General features: G+C 70.9%; 15 protein-coding genes. 11 read left to right on the plus strand and 4 right to left on the minus strand.

The annotated features are described in order from the left end of the window. The first annotated feature begins 387 nt into the window (after nt 1-387). The 7 genes from B073_RS0137980 to B073_RS0138010 all read left to right on the plus strand — a co-directional run bounded on the left by B073_RS0137980 (nt 388) and on the right by B073_RS0138010 (nt 6,489). Nucleotides 388-1,602: an ATP-binding protein gene (locus B073_RS0137980; RefSeq protein WP_026248116.1), complete on the plus strand. Its 1,215-nt coding sequence runs from the start codon at nt 388-390 to the stop codon at nt 1,600-1,602. Then, on the plus strand, nt 1,599-2,012 hold the full coding sequence (locus B073_RS0137985; RefSeq protein WP_018543286.1) for a roadblock/LC7 domain-containing protein: 414 nt from the start codon (nt 1,599-1,601) through the stop codon (nt 2,010-2,012). The genes B073_RS0137980 and B073_RS0137985 overlap by 4 nt, the downstream gene beginning before the upstream one ends. Then, nucleotides 2,009-2,389, plus strand: a complete 381-nt coding sequence (locus tag B073_RS0137990; protein WP_018543287.1) for a DUF742 domain-containing protein — start codon at nt 2,009-2,011, stop codon at nt 2,387-2,389. The genes B073_RS0137985 and B073_RS0137990 overlap by 4 nt, the downstream gene beginning before the upstream one ends. Continuing rightward, nucleotides 2,364-2,954 carry a GTP-binding protein gene (locus B073_RS0137995; RefSeq protein WP_026248117.1) on the plus strand — a complete coding sequence of 197 codons (591 nt, stop codon included), beginning with the start codon at nt 2,364-2,366 and terminating at the stop codon, nt 2,952-2,954. Before B073_RS0137990 ends, B073_RS0137995 begins: the two co-directional genes overlap by 26 nt. 10 nt (nt 2,955-2,964) lie before the next feature. Then, entirely contained in the window at nt 2,965-4,329 is a 1,365-nt protein-coding gene (locus B073_RS0138000) for a cytochrome P450 (RefSeq protein ID WP_026248118.1), read from the plus strand. An 84-nt stretch (nt 4,330-4,413) separates the two neighbouring features. Continuing rightward, nucleotides 4,414-5,715: a cytochrome P450 gene (locus tag B073_RS0138005; RefSeq protein ID WP_234025263.1), complete on the plus strand. Its 1,302-nt coding sequence runs from the start codon at nt 4,414-4,416 to the stop codon at nt 5,713-5,715. A 9-nt stretch (nt 5,716-5,724) separates the two neighbouring features. Then, nucleotides 5,725-6,489, plus strand: coding sequence for an enoyl-CoA hydratase/isomerase family protein (locus tag B073_RS0138010; RefSeq protein ID WP_018543291.1), 765 nt, complete (start codon nt 5,725-5,727; stop codon nt 6,487-6,489). An 86-nt stretch (nt 6,490-6,575) separates the two neighbouring features. Here the strand turns inward: B073_RS0138010 and B073_RS0138015 are convergent, their stop codons facing one another. Then, nucleotides 6,576-7,142 carry a gamma carbonic anhydrase family protein gene (locus tag B073_RS0138015; protein WP_018543292.1) on the minus strand — a complete coding sequence of 189 codons (567 nt, stop codon included), beginning with the start codon at nt 7,140-7,142 and terminating at the stop codon, nt 6,576-6,578. A 144-nt stretch (nt 7,143-7,286) separates the two neighbouring features. Between B073_RS0138015 and B073_RS0138020 the strand changes: the two genes are divergently transcribed. Next, a complete protein-coding gene (locus B073_RS0138020; RefSeq protein WP_026248120.1) occupies nt 7,287-8,030 on the plus strand; it encodes an acyltransferase in 744 nt (247 codons plus the stop codon). An 80-nt stretch (nt 8,031-8,110) separates the two neighbouring features. Here the strand turns inward: B073_RS0138020 and B073_RS0138025 are convergent, their stop codons facing one another. Then, complete coding sequence (locus tag B073_RS0138025; RefSeq protein WP_026248121.1) at nt 8,111-8,980, minus strand: DMT family transporter; 870 nt, start codon at nt 8,978-8,980, stop codon at nt 8,111-8,113. A 118-nt stretch (nt 8,981-9,098) separates the two neighbouring features. Between B073_RS0138025 and B073_RS0138030 the strand changes: the two genes are divergently transcribed. Then, nucleotides 9,099-9,671, plus strand: a complete 573-nt coding sequence (locus B073_RS0138030) for a helix-turn-helix domain-containing protein (protein WP_018543295.1) — start codon at nt 9,099-9,101, stop codon at nt 9,669-9,671. Between the two features lie 9 nt (nt 9,672-9,680). Here the strand turns inward: B073_RS0138030 and B073_RS0138035 are convergent, their stop codons facing one another. Together B073_RS0138035 and B073_RS0138040 are read right to left on the minus strand one after the other, a co-directional pair. Further along, nucleotides 9,681-10,088, minus strand: a complete 408-nt coding sequence (locus B073_RS0138035; RefSeq protein ID WP_018543296.1) for a CoA-binding protein — start codon at nt 10,086-10,088, stop codon at nt 9,681-9,683. A gap of 216 nt (nt 10,089-10,304) precedes the next feature. Beyond that, a complete protein-coding gene (locus tag B073_RS0138040; protein WP_018543297.1) occupies nt 10,305-11,078 on the minus strand; it encodes a type VII secretion system-associated protein in 774 nt (257 codons plus the stop codon). Between the two features lie 234 nt (nt 11,079-11,312). On the opposite strand from B073_RS0138040, the gene B073_RS0138045 reads away from it, so the two are divergent. Both B073_RS0138045 and B073_RS0138050 read left to right on the plus strand, forming a co-directional pair. Next, nucleotides 11,313-11,939, plus strand: coding sequence for a YigZ family protein (locus B073_RS0138045; RefSeq protein ID WP_018543298.1), 627 nt, complete (start codon nt 11,313-11,315; stop codon nt 11,937-11,939). 133 nt (nt 11,940-12,072) lie between these two features. After that, a complete protein-coding gene (locus B073_RS0138050; RefSeq protein ID WP_018543299.1) occupies nt 12,073-13,608 on the plus strand; it encodes an APC family permease in 1,536 nt (511 codons plus the stop codon). Nucleotides 13,609-13,681: the final 73 nt, after the last annotated feature.

Consider the following 13,681-nt stretch of genomic DNA (forward strand, 5'->3'; position numbering starts at 1 on the left):
GAGTGCTAGCGGGTCGTCAGGAAGCGGCCCGACTCCTTGCGTCCCGGAGCCGTGCCGGGAGCCAATAGCCCCATAGGGGGCCTTTGTTGAATCTCCGTCAGGTGCCAGAACGTTACGGATCGCTGTTGGACTTGAGTCGATGGCGTGATGCTAAGATCATCGCACTTGCCAACCGGGTAGTCACCTGCTATGGCAAAAGGGAATTCCGCGCATTGGCCTGAGAAAATCGCCACCCCGGGGAGAGGTATGCCGTTAACCGGGCCCTCAGAGGCTTTCTGGCAGGCGACTTTGCGCGGCCGATCGTCTATTGTCTGGGGCCGTGCGTGATCATCCACACGGCAGCCGGGCATACGGCACCTGGTGGCTTCGTCCTCCGAAGAGAGACCTATGACGCAATATTTTCAGGATCCAGCGCTGTGGGCCTTGGTCGCTGGTACACCTGTCGCCGCTACCGCGATTATTCGTGGCCGGAAGAAGATCTCGGAGCTGAGCAAAGAAAAGCTTGAGCTGAAACAGCACTACGCGCAGCTGGAAGAGCACTACGCGGAGGCCGTGGAGGAGGCCAAGGACCGCGCCGAGGAATCCACCAAGAACACCCTCAAGACTGCCATGCGGACGCTTCAGGGTCTGGCGAGCGAGCAGCAGCTGGCGATCTCCAAACTCCAGGACGCCTACGGCGAGCATAAGATCCTGCAGGATCTGCTCGATATCGACCACATGAACTCGCAGTTCGCACGACGGGCCCAGTCCATCGCCGTGCTCTGTGACGGATGGCTCGGTCGGCGTCGTAACGACGCCTCGCTCTACGACGTGGTCCGCAGTGCAAAGGGCCGTATCCGGCACTTCACCCGCGTCGAGATCCGCTCGCAGAGCAATTTCGCCATCGTCAGCCGCGCCGTGGAACCGGTGGCGCTGGTCCTCGCCGAATTGCTGGACAACGCCACCAGTTATTCCGCGCCGGAGACGGTGATCGAGATCAATATCCGCCCGGTACCCAAGGGCGTGTGCATCGTCGTGGACGACGCCGGTGTCGGCATGAACGAGGAGGAGAAGGCACGGGCCGGCCAGCTGCTTTCCAGCGGTAATTCCGCGAGTGTTTCCAGCCTCGGCAATCCGCCGCAGTTCGGCTTCACCGTCATCGGTGTGCTGGCCGCCCGCTACGGCTTCACGGTCTCGGTCGACTCCACCTCGCCGTACGGCGGTGTGCGCGCGGTCGTCCTGCTCCCCGACGAGTTGCTCACGTCCCTGCGCGAACCCGAGGAGGGTCCTGCCGTGGCCGCGTCCGCCCCGTTGCCGCCCGAGAATCCTCCTGGTCAGCAGGGCCTTCCGACACCGGGCAGGCATCGGGCGCCGGCCCCTCCGCCGGGCTTCGGCGCCCCGGACGCCGACGCTCCGGACGTCGCCGAGACGACCGCCGGCGGGCTGCCGAAGCGCCGCCGCCGCGGAGCGATATCGATCGTGCCGCCGGCGGACGAGGGCACCCCCACTCCTCCGGCCCGCGACAGCGCCCGGACGGCGTCCGCCCTGGGCGCATTCCAGCGCGGTACGCAATCGGGCCGTCGTTCCACCCAAGCAAGCAGTGAAGGGCATGAGGTTCCGTGAACTACGATCTGTCGTGGATGCTTGACAGTGCTCTGGAATTGCCTGAAGCGCAGCATGCCATCCTCGTCTCCGCCGACGGTCTGCTCATGGCCCGTTCGAAGGAGGTGGGCCGGGACCACGCCGACACGGTGGCCGCCGCGATGAGCGGTATGCAGTCGCTGAGCCGTACGGTCGCCGATTTCTGCAACAGCACCGGTCCCGCGGTGCGCCCGCAGTGGCGGCAGACGCTGGTGGAATTCGACCACGGCTGGGTCTTTCTCATCTCGGCCGGTGAGGGCGCCTATCTCGCGGTCTCGGCATCGCCCGATGTCGACATGGCGGAAATCACGTTCCGGATGCAGCAGTTGGTCAGTCAGCTCGGCAAGGCGCTGACCAGCCCGCCGCGCGAGAGGGCCGATATCCAACCATGACGACCGATGACGAGCCGGAGCTGGTACACGAAGCAGCGGAATTAGTACGGCCGTACGTCATCACCAACGGCCGGGACCTTGTCGACGACAGCACGTTCACGTTGCTGACACTGGTCACCGTCGCTCAGGATCCGCCCCGGACCCAACCGCTCGACCCGGAGAAGCAGCGCCTGTTGGAGCTGTGCGCCGGGGGTTTTCTGTCGATCGCCGAGATAGCCGGGCACACCGGGCTGCCGGTGGGTGTCGCAAAGATTCTGGTGTGTGATCTCACGGAGGAGGGCCATCTCTATGTGCGCGCGCCCATCCCCAGCGCTCAGCTTGTCGAACGGCAAATCCTGGAGGAGGTGCTGAATGGGCTCCAGGCTCGCTTTGGATGACGGTGTGTACCTGCGGAATTCGGTGCAGACCGCGGCCAAGATCCTCGTCGTCGGGCACTTCGCCGTGGGGAAGACCACGTTCATCGGAACCATGTCGGAGATTCCGCCGCTGCGCACCGAAGAGGTGATGACGCAGGCCAGCGCGGGCATCGACGATCTGCGGGCGGTGCCGGGGAAGACCACGACGACGGTCGCCATGGACTTCGGGCGGCTGACGCTGAGCGAACGGCTGGTGCTGTACCTGTTCGGAACTCCCGGCCAGCAGCGTTTCGTTCAGGTGTGGGAGGACATGACGCGTGGGGCGCTGGGGGCGCTGATCCTGGTCGATCCGCAGCGTCTCGAGGAGTCCTTTCCTGTCATGGACCTGGTGGAACACTACGGCATCCCGTACGCCATCGCCGTGAACCGCTTCGACGGGACTCCGGAGCATTCGCTGGACGAGATCCGGGAGGCGCTCGACCTCCTTCCGGAGACACCGGTCGTCAACTGCGATGCGCGTGACCAGAAATCGTCGGCGGATTCTCTGATCACGCTGGTCCGCTATCTGCAGTCCCGCCTCAACTAGGAGTGCCCCCATGCAATCTCATCCGGAATTCCAGACTCCGCCACCGGGTTGCCCCGCCCATGCCGATGGCATGCGAACGTCCCTGCACGGCCCGGAATTCGCCGCCGCGCCGCACGCGGTCTACGAGCGGCTGCGGCAGTACGGCCCGAGCGCACCGGTCGAACTCGCCCCCGGGGTGGAGGCCGAACTCGTCACGGACTACGCGACGGCGCTGCAGGTGCTGCAGAACCCGGACGTCTTCGCGCGTGACTCCCGCCGCTGGCGGGCGCTCAACGAGGGCCGGGTGCCGCTCGACAGCCCGGTGCTGCCGATGATGATGTACCGGCCGAACGCCCTCTTCTCCGACGGCGCCGAGCACATGCGGCTGCGGCAGTCGGTCACCGCGAGTCTGGCCAAGGTGGACACCCACCGGCTGGGCCGCCATGTCGGCCGCGTCGCCGCGTACCTCGTCGGCCAGTTCAGCAGCCGCGGCCGGGTCGACCTGGTCGCCGACTACGCCCAGCTCCTGCCGCTGCTGGTCTTCAACGACCTCTTCGGCTGCCCGGAGGAGATAGGCGACCGCCTCGTCTTCGGGATATCCGGCATCTTCGACGGGGTCGAGGCGGAGAAGGCCAACGAGGTGCTGACCGAGGCGCTGAGGGAGCTGGTCGCCCTCAAGCGGCGCTCGCCGGGCGACGATGTGACCTCCTGGCTGACGCAGCATCCGTCCGGGCTCTCCGACGAGGAGATGGTCCACCAGCTCGTCACGCTGATCGCGGCGGGCACCGAGCCCACCCAGAACATCATCACCAGCGCCCTCCTGCTGCTGCTGTCCGACGAGCGGTACGCCGGGGACCACAACACGGCCGGTCTGCTGGTCGACGACGCCATCAACGACGTGCTGTGGAACAGCGCTCCGATCGCCAACTACGGTGTGCACTACCCCGTGCGCGAGGTCGAGATCGGCGGGGCCAAGCTCGCCGCGGGGGACCCCGTGGTGATCAGCTTCGCGGCCGCCAACACCGACCCCGCACTCTCGACGGGCCGTCAGATGCTCAGCAAGCGCGCCCATCTGGCCTGGGGTGCGGGCCCGCACGCCTGCCCGGCGAAGGACCCCGCGACCCTGGTCGCCAACCTCGCCATCGAGAAGCTGCTCAATTCCCTGCCGGACATCGAACTCGCTTTGCCGACGGAGAGTCTGACCTGGCGGCCCGGCCCATTCCACCGTGCGCTCGAAGCGCTGCCCGCGCGATTTACTCCGGTCCGGCCGGAGCGGCGTTCGCCCGATTCCTCCGCATGGGGTCAGAGTGCGCCCGAGAATGCCCCGGCGCCGGGGAAGAGTGGGGCGCAAAAGGGCAAGTGGTGGAGTTCATTCCTGTCCTGGTGGAAGGTGTGATCTTTACGGCAGACTTAATGCGGCCGCGGTGCGTAAACGTTCAAGTGCGTGGGTAGTCAGGGCTGGTCCATCGGTTCTGGTGTCTTGAACGAAGGAGTTACCGCGGTGGAGCCCGGCATAGTTTCCCTGCGCACGTCCCCGGCTGTCGACCGGCGTTCCGTGGCAAGGCTGCTCTCCCGTCTGCGCACCCCGGACGGGCAGGCCAATCCCTTGCCGCACTACGCGGAAATCCGGTCGATGGGGGACGTCGTTCCGGCGCCCTGGGGTGGCTACCTGGTCAATTCCTATGGCCTGTGCGACCGGATCCTGCGGAGCAAGTCCTGGCTCGTGCCGGACAGTTCATGGCGCGCCCGGCAAGGCCGGACGCCGCGCTGGACGGCAGCCTCCTCACAGGAAATGGCCGCAATGCTGCCGGGACTCAACCCGCCGCACCACACTCGTGTGCGGCGGTCGGTGGGCAAGATATTCGACCGCCGTGCACTGGTCGATATCCAAAAATCCGTCGAGCGTTTCACCGAAGAACTCCTCGATGAACTCGACGTGCAACTGAAGGACGGCGAAGCGGATTTTGGAGCCATTGTCAGTGACCAGCTGCCGGTGCTGACGATAGGGGACTGGCTCGGACTGCCGACCGCCGACTACCCCTTGCTGCGATCCCTGACCCACGATCAGGTATTCGCCCAGGAGTTGCTTCCCTCGGCCAGTCAGCTCGCCCTCTCGGACGCTGCGACCGAGATTCTGCGCGAGTATTTCACCGCCCTGGTGAAGGAGCGCCGCAAGGCTCCGGGAGACGACCCGGTCTCGGGCTGGATCAGGACCTGGGACCACCTCGAACGGGACCGGGAGAAAGCGGACGAGGCCGTCTACCGGCTGGTGCTGTTCGTGGTGCTGGCGGCGCTGGAGACCACAGCGAACCTGCTCTCCACCGCGGTGTGGCTGATCACTTCGCATCCCCGCCAGATGGGATGGCTCCGTGCGCAACCGGAGAACATCCCCGCGGCCGTCGAGGAGGTCCTGCGCTACGACTCCCCGACGCACGTGGTGACCCGGGTCGCGGGCGAGGACACCGTGCTCGCCGGTGTGCCCGTCCGCAAGGACCAACTGGTGCACTGCATGGTCGGGGTGGCCAATCACGACCCGGCGCAGCACGTGGACCCCCACCTCTTCGACGCCCGGCGCAGGGCCGGCCACCTCAGCTTCAGCAGCGGCATCCACTACTGCCTCGGCTCCGCGCTGGCCCGGCTGGAGGCGCACACCCTGCTGACGGCCGTGCTCAGACGCTTCCCCGGACTGCGGCCGAGCCGGATGCCCGAATGGGCGCCGCGGGTGGCCTTCCGGCGGCTGCTCACCCTGCCCGTCGCCCAGGCGGGCGTCGGGGTGAGGTAGGAATCGAGCATGATCGAAGACTTCAAGTCGCTCGTCGTCCGGACCGAAGGACCCGTGCTGACGGTCCGGTTGAACAGCCCGGAGACCGGCAATGCGCTCTCGGAGACGGTGCTGGACGAACTCCTCACCGTGCTGCGGGCGATACCGCACCAACCCGGCATACGCGTGGTGATCCTCTCCGGCGCCGGCGCCGACTTCTGCCTGGGGGCCGACCGCCGGGAGTTCGCCGAGTCGCTCGCCGCCGACCCCACCGGAGCGGGCGTGCGCGTCGTGGGCGCCAAGGCGCGGCAGGTGTGCGACGCGCTCGCCACCACCGAGGCCGTCACCGTCGCCCGCCTGCACGGTGGGGTGATCGGCGCGGGGATCGGGCTGGCGCTCTTCTGCGATCTGCGGGCCGGGGCGGACAACTGCCGCTTCCGGCTGCCGGAGGCGGCACTGGGGGTGCCGCCCGCCTGGGGCGGGGTGCTGCCGCGGCTCATGCACGAGGCCGGCGCCGCCAAGGTGCGCGAACTGATCCTCACCGCGGACACCTTCGACGCCGCCACCGCCCAGCGGATGTCGATCCTCCACCAGGTCGTCCCCGAGGCGGAGCTGGACGGGGCGATCGCCCGCTGGATCAAGCCCCTGGTGCGGCGGTCGCCCACGGCGTTGCGGACCGCCAAGCTCATGATGAACGCCTACGGGAACGCGCACCGGCTGGCGGACGCCACGCTGTTCGACGCGGAGCTGCTGTCCTCCGCGCTGAGCGCCGGTCATCAGGCCCGACGGGACTGACCCCGTCCGGAACGGGATACGCAGACCCGACGCGGACCCGTCGGTGCGGCCCTGACCAGGCCGCACCGGTGGCGCGTCCGGAGCCGTCAGCCCGTGGGTTCCCCGGCCGGTGTGCCGTCCGCGGCGAGCGGGACCGCCGCGCGGTGGCGGGCGGCCAGCTCCACGTACACCGCGGCGTTCAGTTCGATGGACTCCCGCTCCTCCGCGGTCAGTTCCCGCCTGACCTTGGCCGGCACCCCGGCGACCAGTGAGCCCGGCGGCACCCGCATGCCCTGCGGCACCAGTGCCTGGGCCGCGATCAGCGAACCCGCCCCGATGTGTGCCCCGTTCAGCACCGTCGCGCCCATCCCGACCAGTACGTCGTCCTCGACGGTGCAGCCGTGCAGGACGGCGTTGTGGCCGACCGAGACCCGTTCGCCGACCGTGACCGGGAAGCCGGGGTCCCCGTGCACCGTGCAGTTGTCCTGGATGTTGCTGTCGGCGCCCAGGACCACGGGGCCGCTGTCGGCGCGCAGTACGGCGTGATACCAGACGCTGGCCCCCGCGGCCAGGGTGACGTCGCCGACGACGACCGAGGTGGGCGCGGTGTACGCCCCGGGGTCGAGGTGCGGTGTCGCGCCGCCCACCGCCGCGATCAGTGCCCGTTCTGCCATCTGCGCATCTCCTCGCCGGTTGAGTGCCGCGCCACCAGCACCGTAGACGACCGGTGCGCGGGGCGGACGGGGCGGCCGGGGGTGGGGTGAAGATCACAGCCCGGCGCGCGGCCGGTGGCCGGGCGCGCTGAGTACGGTGTGCGGGTGCCGATAAACCAGAACGTGTTCTCGTCCCTGACGGCCTGGCGGCGCCGGGCGGTGTCCCGCGCCGTCCACCGCGGGGCGCGCTGGGTGCGGGAGACCGGGGCGGTCACGGCCGAGCGCCCGGGCCCGTACCGCTTCCGCCGGATCGGCACCGGCACCCGGCTGGCCTTCCCGCAGGGGACGGTCTTCGGTGACCCCTGGATCGAGCTGGGCGCGCACTGCATCATCGGCCAGGACGTCACGCTCACCGCGGGCATGATGCCCGATCTGGACCTGGGCCCGGACCCGATTCTGACGCTGGGCGACGGTGTGGTGCTGGGCCGCGGCAGCCATGTGATCGCGGACGTCCGGCTGACCGTCGGCGACGACTGCTTCTTCGGGCCCGGCGTCTACGTCACCACCACCAACCACAGTTACGACGACCCCGAGACGCCGATCGGCAGGCAGTGGCCGCGCAGTGAGCCGGTCGCCATCGGGCCGGGCGGCTGGATCGGTACCGGGGCGGTCATCCTCCCGGGCGCGCGGCTGGGGCGGAACGTGGTGGTCGCGGCCGGGGCGGTGGTGCGCGGCGAGGTCCCCGACCACGCGGTGGTGGCCGGGGCGCCGGCCAGGATCGTCCGCCGCTGGGAACCGGCCACGGGCTGGCAGCCGCCGCTGCGCACGCCGGCCCCGGTGCCGATCCCCGAGGGCGTGACGCCGCAACAGCTGCTGGCCCTGGGGGAGTGGGAGAAGGCGGGCGGCTAGGGCGCGTTGGCCTCTTGGCCGTTGGCCGTTGGCCGTCCGGCCTGCCGTGCTCGGGTGGGCCGGCCCTCTCGGGGGCTCGGTCAGCCGTGGGATGCCAGGAGGAGGGAGCCGACCAGGGCGAGGGAGGCCCCGGCGGTCTGGACGGCGCGCAGGCGTTCCTTGAGGACGCCGAGGGCGGCGAGTGCGGTGACGACCGGGTACAAGGAGGCCAGGACCGCGGCCATGGTGACCGGGCCGTGCTGGGCGGCGACGGAGTAGGTGCCGTTGGCGGCGACGTCGGCGAGGCCGACGAAGGCGAGCGCGGGGAGCGACCCGCGCAGGGCGGACAGGCCGCCCTCGGGCAGCGCCGGGGTGCCGCGCCGGACCGTGGCGTACAGGGCCGCGCCGCCGACCGCCACATTGCACAACCGCTGGACGAAGAGGGCCAGGAAGAGGCCGGTGACGGTGGTGGACGCCTCCGCGATCAGGGCCATCACCGCGCCGAAGCCGAGCGCGGAGACCACGGTGAGCACGATCGTCCGGCGCTCGACGCTCGCCCCGCCCAACTGGGGGCCGCCGGCCAGGAGTACGCCGACCACCGCGACGGCCATGCCGGCGGCCTGGAGGAGCCCTGGCCGTTCGCCCGCGAGGATGCCGACGCCGAGCGGGACGAGGACGGTGCCGAGCGAGCCGAGCGGGGAGACCACGCCCATCGGGCCGAGGGCCAGCGCGCGGTAGAAGCAGAGCATCGCGGCGGGGCCGACGACGCCGGCCGCGACCGCGAACCACAGTTGTGGTCCGGCCTCCCGCCAGCCGCCGGTGGCCAGCACGATGCCGCCCAGTGCCAGGGCGGCCAGGGTCTGCGAGACCACCACGACGGTCAGGGCGTGCAGCCGCCGGGTGAGCAGGCCGCCGCCGAAGTCGGCGAGCCCCCACAGGAGGCTGGTGGCAAGGGCGAAGGCCGCGGTCATGGAGGAACCTCGCAGTACAGTGAACCGGACGATGAAGTACAGCACACCGTAGTGCAATAAATTGAACCGCGGTAGCGAATATATTGACCTGCCACCACGACCCTGACTTGGACGGACCGTGACGGACCTCGACCAGCTCACGCAGGCGCTCGCCCGCAACCTCAAGCGCTGGCGCACCGAGCGCGGCTACACCCTCGACGCGCTGGCGGCCCGGGCCGGCGTCAGCCGCGGCATGATCATTCAGATCGAGCAGGCCCGGACCAACCCCAGCGTGGGCACCACCGTCAAGATCGCCGACGCGCTCGGCGTCAGCATCACCACGCTCCTCGACTACGAACAGGGCCCGCAGGTACGGGTCGTCGGCCCCGGCGAGGCAGTCCGGATGTGGTCCACGGAGGCCGGCAGCCACACCTCGCTCCTGGTGGGCGGCGAGGCCCCCGGCCCCTTCGAGATGTGGGACTGGCGGCTGATGCCGGGCGACGAGAGCGCCTCCGACCCGCATCCGCCGGGCACCGTCGAGCTGCTGCACGTCCGCTCGGGCACCCTCACCCTGCTCGTCGACGGCACCGCGCACGAGGTGGTCGCCGGGGCCTCGGCGACCTTCGAGGCCAAGGTCCCGCACGGCTACCGCAACGACGGCCGGGAGCCGGTGGAGATGACCATGTCGGTGATCATTCCGCCGCCCCGCTGAGGCCGTCGCTCAGCCCAGGCGGGGTATCTCGATCGCCGGGCAGCGGTCCATCACCACGGCGAGGCCGGCCGCGCGGGTGCGCCGGGCGGCGTCGTCGTCGATGACGCCGAGCTGGAACCAGACCGCCTCGGCGCCGATGGCGACCGCTTCGTCGGCGACGGGGCCGGCGAGTTCGCTGCGGACGAAGACGTCCACCACGTCGATCTCGAACGGGACGGCGGCCAGCGACGGGTACCCCTTCTCCCCGTGCACGGTCTCGGCTCTGGGGTGCACGGGGACGATCCGCTTGCCGTAGCGCTGGAGCACGTCGGCGACGCCGTACGCGGCGCGCCGCTCGTTGGCGGACAGTCCCACGACCGCCCAGGTGTCGCCGAGTTCGGTGAGGACCCTGCGGATGGTGGCTTGTTCGGCGTGCATAGGGGCTCCCGTCGTCCGTCGTCGTGCCCGGTGACCGGCGCGCGGCTCGGTGCTCGGTGCTCGGTGCTCGGTGCTCGGTCACCTTGGGCAACGGCCGGCGGGGCCGGCGCATTCCTCGATCGCTGCCCGAATGACGGGTCGTTCGGGACGACGGGGCGTCCGGGCAGCAAGACGCCCCGCCCGAAGGGGAAGACGGGCGGGGCGGGTTCGGGGGCGTCAGCCGGTGCCGCGGGCCAGGCCGGCGGTGACGACGTCGCCGGCCGCCGCGGAGCGGGCCGGCTTGCCGATCGCGCGGCCGCCGACGACCGGTTCGGCCGGGCCGGCGCCGGTGCCCGGCCACCGCGCCGCGGCGGTGGCCGGCTCCCGGGCGGGCCGCGCGGTGCCGTCCGCGGCGGCCGGCGCCGCACGCAGCCGCTCGGCCTCCACGACCATGCTCACCGGCCCGGACGGGTTGACGTAGAGGGCGTGGCCCGGCGGCAGTTGCTCGACCAGTTCGGCCACCGGCCGCTGGTCGTAGAGCAGCCGCCCGGTCGACTCCAGGTGGGCGGCGGCGGTGTAGACGGGCACGACGGGGGCGCCCTCGGGGGAGGCCGCGGTCAGGGGCGCGCCGGTGGCGGTGACCAGGAAGGAGACCTCGGCGGCGGCCAGCTCCTCGTAGACCGCGCTCTCCGGGCCGTACCCGGTGGCGGACAGCTGCACCGCGCGGTCCACCGGGTCGGTGGGGTCCGCCCAGTCCAGCATCTGCGGCGACGGCCGGTACTCCGGGTTGTCCCGCCACTCCTCGATGGCCCCGTCCGGGCCCGACCGCCACTGGCCGATCACCGCCCACAGCGGGGGCGCCTCCGTGCCCGACCAGGTCAGGTCCACCATGGCCAGCCAGTGGTCGGGGGCCTCACGGGCCGCCTCGACGACCTCGGGCGGCGGCACCGGCATCTCGTCGCCGGTCACCGGAGCGCCGGCCGTCATCGCCGCCAGTGTGCTGTCGTCCATCGAGCCCTCCGCCGAGCCGCCGTTCCGTTCCCGCCGGCCGTGCCTCCGTACGACGGGTCCCGCTGGGCCCACAGTGCCCATGGGGGCGGCGGACGTCTCCCCGACGCACCGCACGGGCGGCCCGGGTACGCCGGGTGGCGGTGCGCGGTCCGCCCGTACGGCGGACACCGCAGCGCGGCGCGGGGCGCCGGGTGCCCGGACCACCTCCGCGGGGCGGGCGCATAGGGTGGTCGGATGCAGGACCAGTACCGGACGCCGGCCCGCGAGGGTGTCCACGAGATCGAGATCAGCAAGTCCCGCTTCCTCTGCGCGCTCGCACCGGTCGCGACGGAGGAGGAGGCCCAGGACTTCATCGCGCGCGTCCGCCGGGAGCACCCCACCGCCCGGCACCACTGCTTCGCCTACGTCCTCGGGGCGGACGGCGGGATCCAGAAGGCCAGCGACGACGGCGAACCGGGCGGTACCGCCGGGGTGCCGATGCTGCAGATGCTGGTGCGGCGCGAGGTGCGCTATGTGGTCGCCGTGGTCACGCGGTACTTCGGCGGCATCAAGCTGGGGGCGGGCGGCCTGATCCGGGCCTACGGTGGCGTGGTCGGCGAGGCGCTGGATGTGCTGGGCACGGTCACCCGGCAGCGGTTCCGGCTGGTGACGGTCACCGTGGACCACCAGCGCGCGGGCCGGCTGGAGAACGATCTGCGCACCACGGGGCGGGCGGTGCGCGAGGTGGCATACGGGGCCGAGGTCCGCATCGAGGTGGGGCTTCCGGAGGCGGAGGTGGACAGGTTCCGCGCCTGGCTGGCGGACACCACGGCCGGGACGGCCCGGTTGGAGCTCGGCGGGGAGGCGTACGGGGAGGTCTAGGGCGAGGACGGCGGGAGCCGGGGCGGGGGGTTTCGGTCGGTACCGGTGCGCGGTGGCGGCGGGCGTGTCAGCCTGGGGCCCGCGGAACAGGCCGCGGCCGGCGTGGGTGCCGGCAGGGGAAGGGGCTTGAGGCATGCCGGACCTCCTGGGTGAACGGGTGGGATTCGTCCGCCGGATCGGGCTGTTGCAGGCCACCGCGATCAACATGAGCCAGATGTGCGGCATCGGGCCGTTCGTGACGATCCCGCTGATGGTGACGGCGTTCGGTGGGCCGCAGGCGGTCATCGGGTTCGTGGCGGGTGCGGTGCTGGCGTTGGCGGACGGGCTGGTGTGGGCGGAGTTGGGGGCGTCGCTGCCGGGGGCGGGCGGCAGTTATGTGTATCTGCGGCAGGCGTTCCAGTACCGCACCGGGAAGCTGATGCCGTTTCTGTTCGTGTGGACGGCGATGCTGTTCATCCCGCTCGGGATGTCCACCGGCATCATCGGCTTCGTGCAGTACCTGGGCTATCTGTGGCCGGGGATGAGCCCGGGGCAGGGGGACGCGGTCGGGCTGGCCGTCACCGTCGGCGTCGTGGCGCTGCTGTGGGGTCGGGTGGAGCGGATCGCCCGGCTCGCGGTGGTGCTGTGGACGGTGATGATCGCCGCCGTCGGCCTGGTGATCATCGCGGCGTTCACCCACTTCAGCCCGGAGCGGGCCTTCACCTACCCCGCGCACGCTGTGGAACTGACGGCCGGTCACTTCTGGGTCGGGTTCGCCGGCGGGCTCACCATCGGCATCTACGACTACCTCGGCTACAACACCACCGCCTACATGGGCGCCGAGATCAGGCGGCCCGGCCGCACCCTGCCGCGGGCCATCCTGTTCTCCATCCTCGGCATCATGGCGATCTACCTGCTGCTCCAGATCGGCACGCTGGGGGTCGTCGACTGGCGCGAGATGCTCGACCCGCACAGCACCGCCGGCTCCTCGGTGGCCTCCGCCGTCCTGGAGCGCACCTGGGGCCGGACCGCCGCGGGCGTCGTCACCGTGCTGATCCTCGTCACCGCCGTCACCTCCGTACTGACCGGTCTGCTCGGCGGCTCCCGGGTCCCCTGCGACGCCGCCCGGGACCGCGTGTTCTTCCGCCCGTACGGGGCGCTGCACCCCCGCCACCGCTTCCCCGTCCTGGGGCTGCTGACCATGGGGGGCATCATGGCGGCGGGCTTCCTCCTGGGCCGGCACACCGATCTGGCCACCGTCATCCAGCTGCTGACGACGGTGATGGTGCTGGTGCAGGCGCTGGCCCAGATCGCGGCGGTCACCGTGCTGCGGCGCCGGCAGCCGGGGCTGCGCCGGCCCTACCGGATGTGGCTGTACCCGCTGCCGAGCCTGGTCGCGCTGGTCGGCTGGCTGGTGATCTACGGCTACGCGGACCGCAACGCCCCGGGCCGGCACCCCATCGAATGGTCGCTGGCGTGGGTCGCGGCGGGGCTGGTGGCGTTCCTGGTGTGGGCCCGGCGCGAGCGCGAGTGGCCGTTCGGGCCGAAGCGGATCAGTGAGGAGTATCTGGGCGGGGCGGATCCGGATGCGGAGATGGATGTGGAGGTGGACGCGGACCCGGATGCGGTTCCGGGTGCCGATGCGGGAGGGGCGGACGGAACGGCGGCGCCGCTCCCTCAGCCGGATTGACGGCCTGACCGGACTGGCGGCCTGATCGGACTGGCGGACCGTTGGACTGACGCAGCGTCAATCGACTGTGCTG

The organism is Streptomyces sp. MspMP-M5 (genome assembly GCF_000373585.1).
Taxonomy (GTDB): domain Bacteria; phylum Actinomycetota; class Actinomycetes; order Streptomycetales; family Streptomycetaceae; genus Streptomyces.

What these genes read in the sequence shown, in the direction of transcription:
- B073_RS0137980 (WP_026248116.1), top strand. Translation starts at nt 388, where the DNA reads ATGACGCAATATTTTCAGGATCCAGCGCTGTGGGCCTTGGTCGCTGGT.
- B073_RS0137990 (WP_018543287.1), top strand. Translation starts at nt 2,009, where the DNA reads ATGACGACCGATGACGAGCCGGAGCTGGTACACGAAGCAGCGGAATTA.
- B073_RS0137995 (WP_026248117.1), top strand. Translation starts at nt 2,364, where the DNA reads ATGGGCTCCAGGCTCGCTTTGGATGACGGTGTGTACCTGCGGAATTCG.
- B073_RS0138000 (WP_026248118.1), top strand. Translation starts at nt 2,965, where the DNA reads ATGCAATCTCATCCGGAATTCCAGACTCCGCCACCGGGTTGCCCCGCC.
- B073_RS0138010 (WP_018543291.1), top strand. Translation starts at nt 5,725, where the DNA reads ATGATCGAAGACTTCAAGTCGCTCGTCGTCCGGACCGAAGGACCCGTG.
- B073_RS0138015 (WP_018543292.1), bottom strand. Translation starts at nt 7,142, where the DNA reads ATGGCAGAACGGGCACTGATCGCGGCGGTGGGCGGCGCGACACCGCAC.
- B073_RS0138025 (WP_026248121.1), bottom strand. Translation starts at nt 8,980, where the DNA reads ATGACCGCGGCCTTCGCCCTTGCCACCAGCCTCCTGTGGGGGCTCGCC.
- B073_RS0138035 (WP_018543296.1), bottom strand. Translation starts at nt 10,088, where the DNA reads ATGCACGCCGAACAAGCCACCATCCGCAGGGTCCTCACCGAACTCGGC.
- B073_RS0138040 (WP_018543297.1), bottom strand. Translation starts at nt 11,078, where the DNA reads ATGGACGACAGCACACTGGCGGCGATGACGGCCGGCGCTCCGGTGACC.
- B073_RS0138045 (WP_018543298.1), top strand. Translation starts at nt 11,313, where the DNA reads ATGCAGGACCAGTACCGGACGCCGGCCCGCGAGGGTGTCCACGAGATC.
- B073_RS0138050 (WP_018543299.1), top strand. Translation starts at nt 12,073, where the DNA reads ATGCCGGACCTCCTGGGTGAACGGGTGGGATTCGTCCGCCGGATCGGG.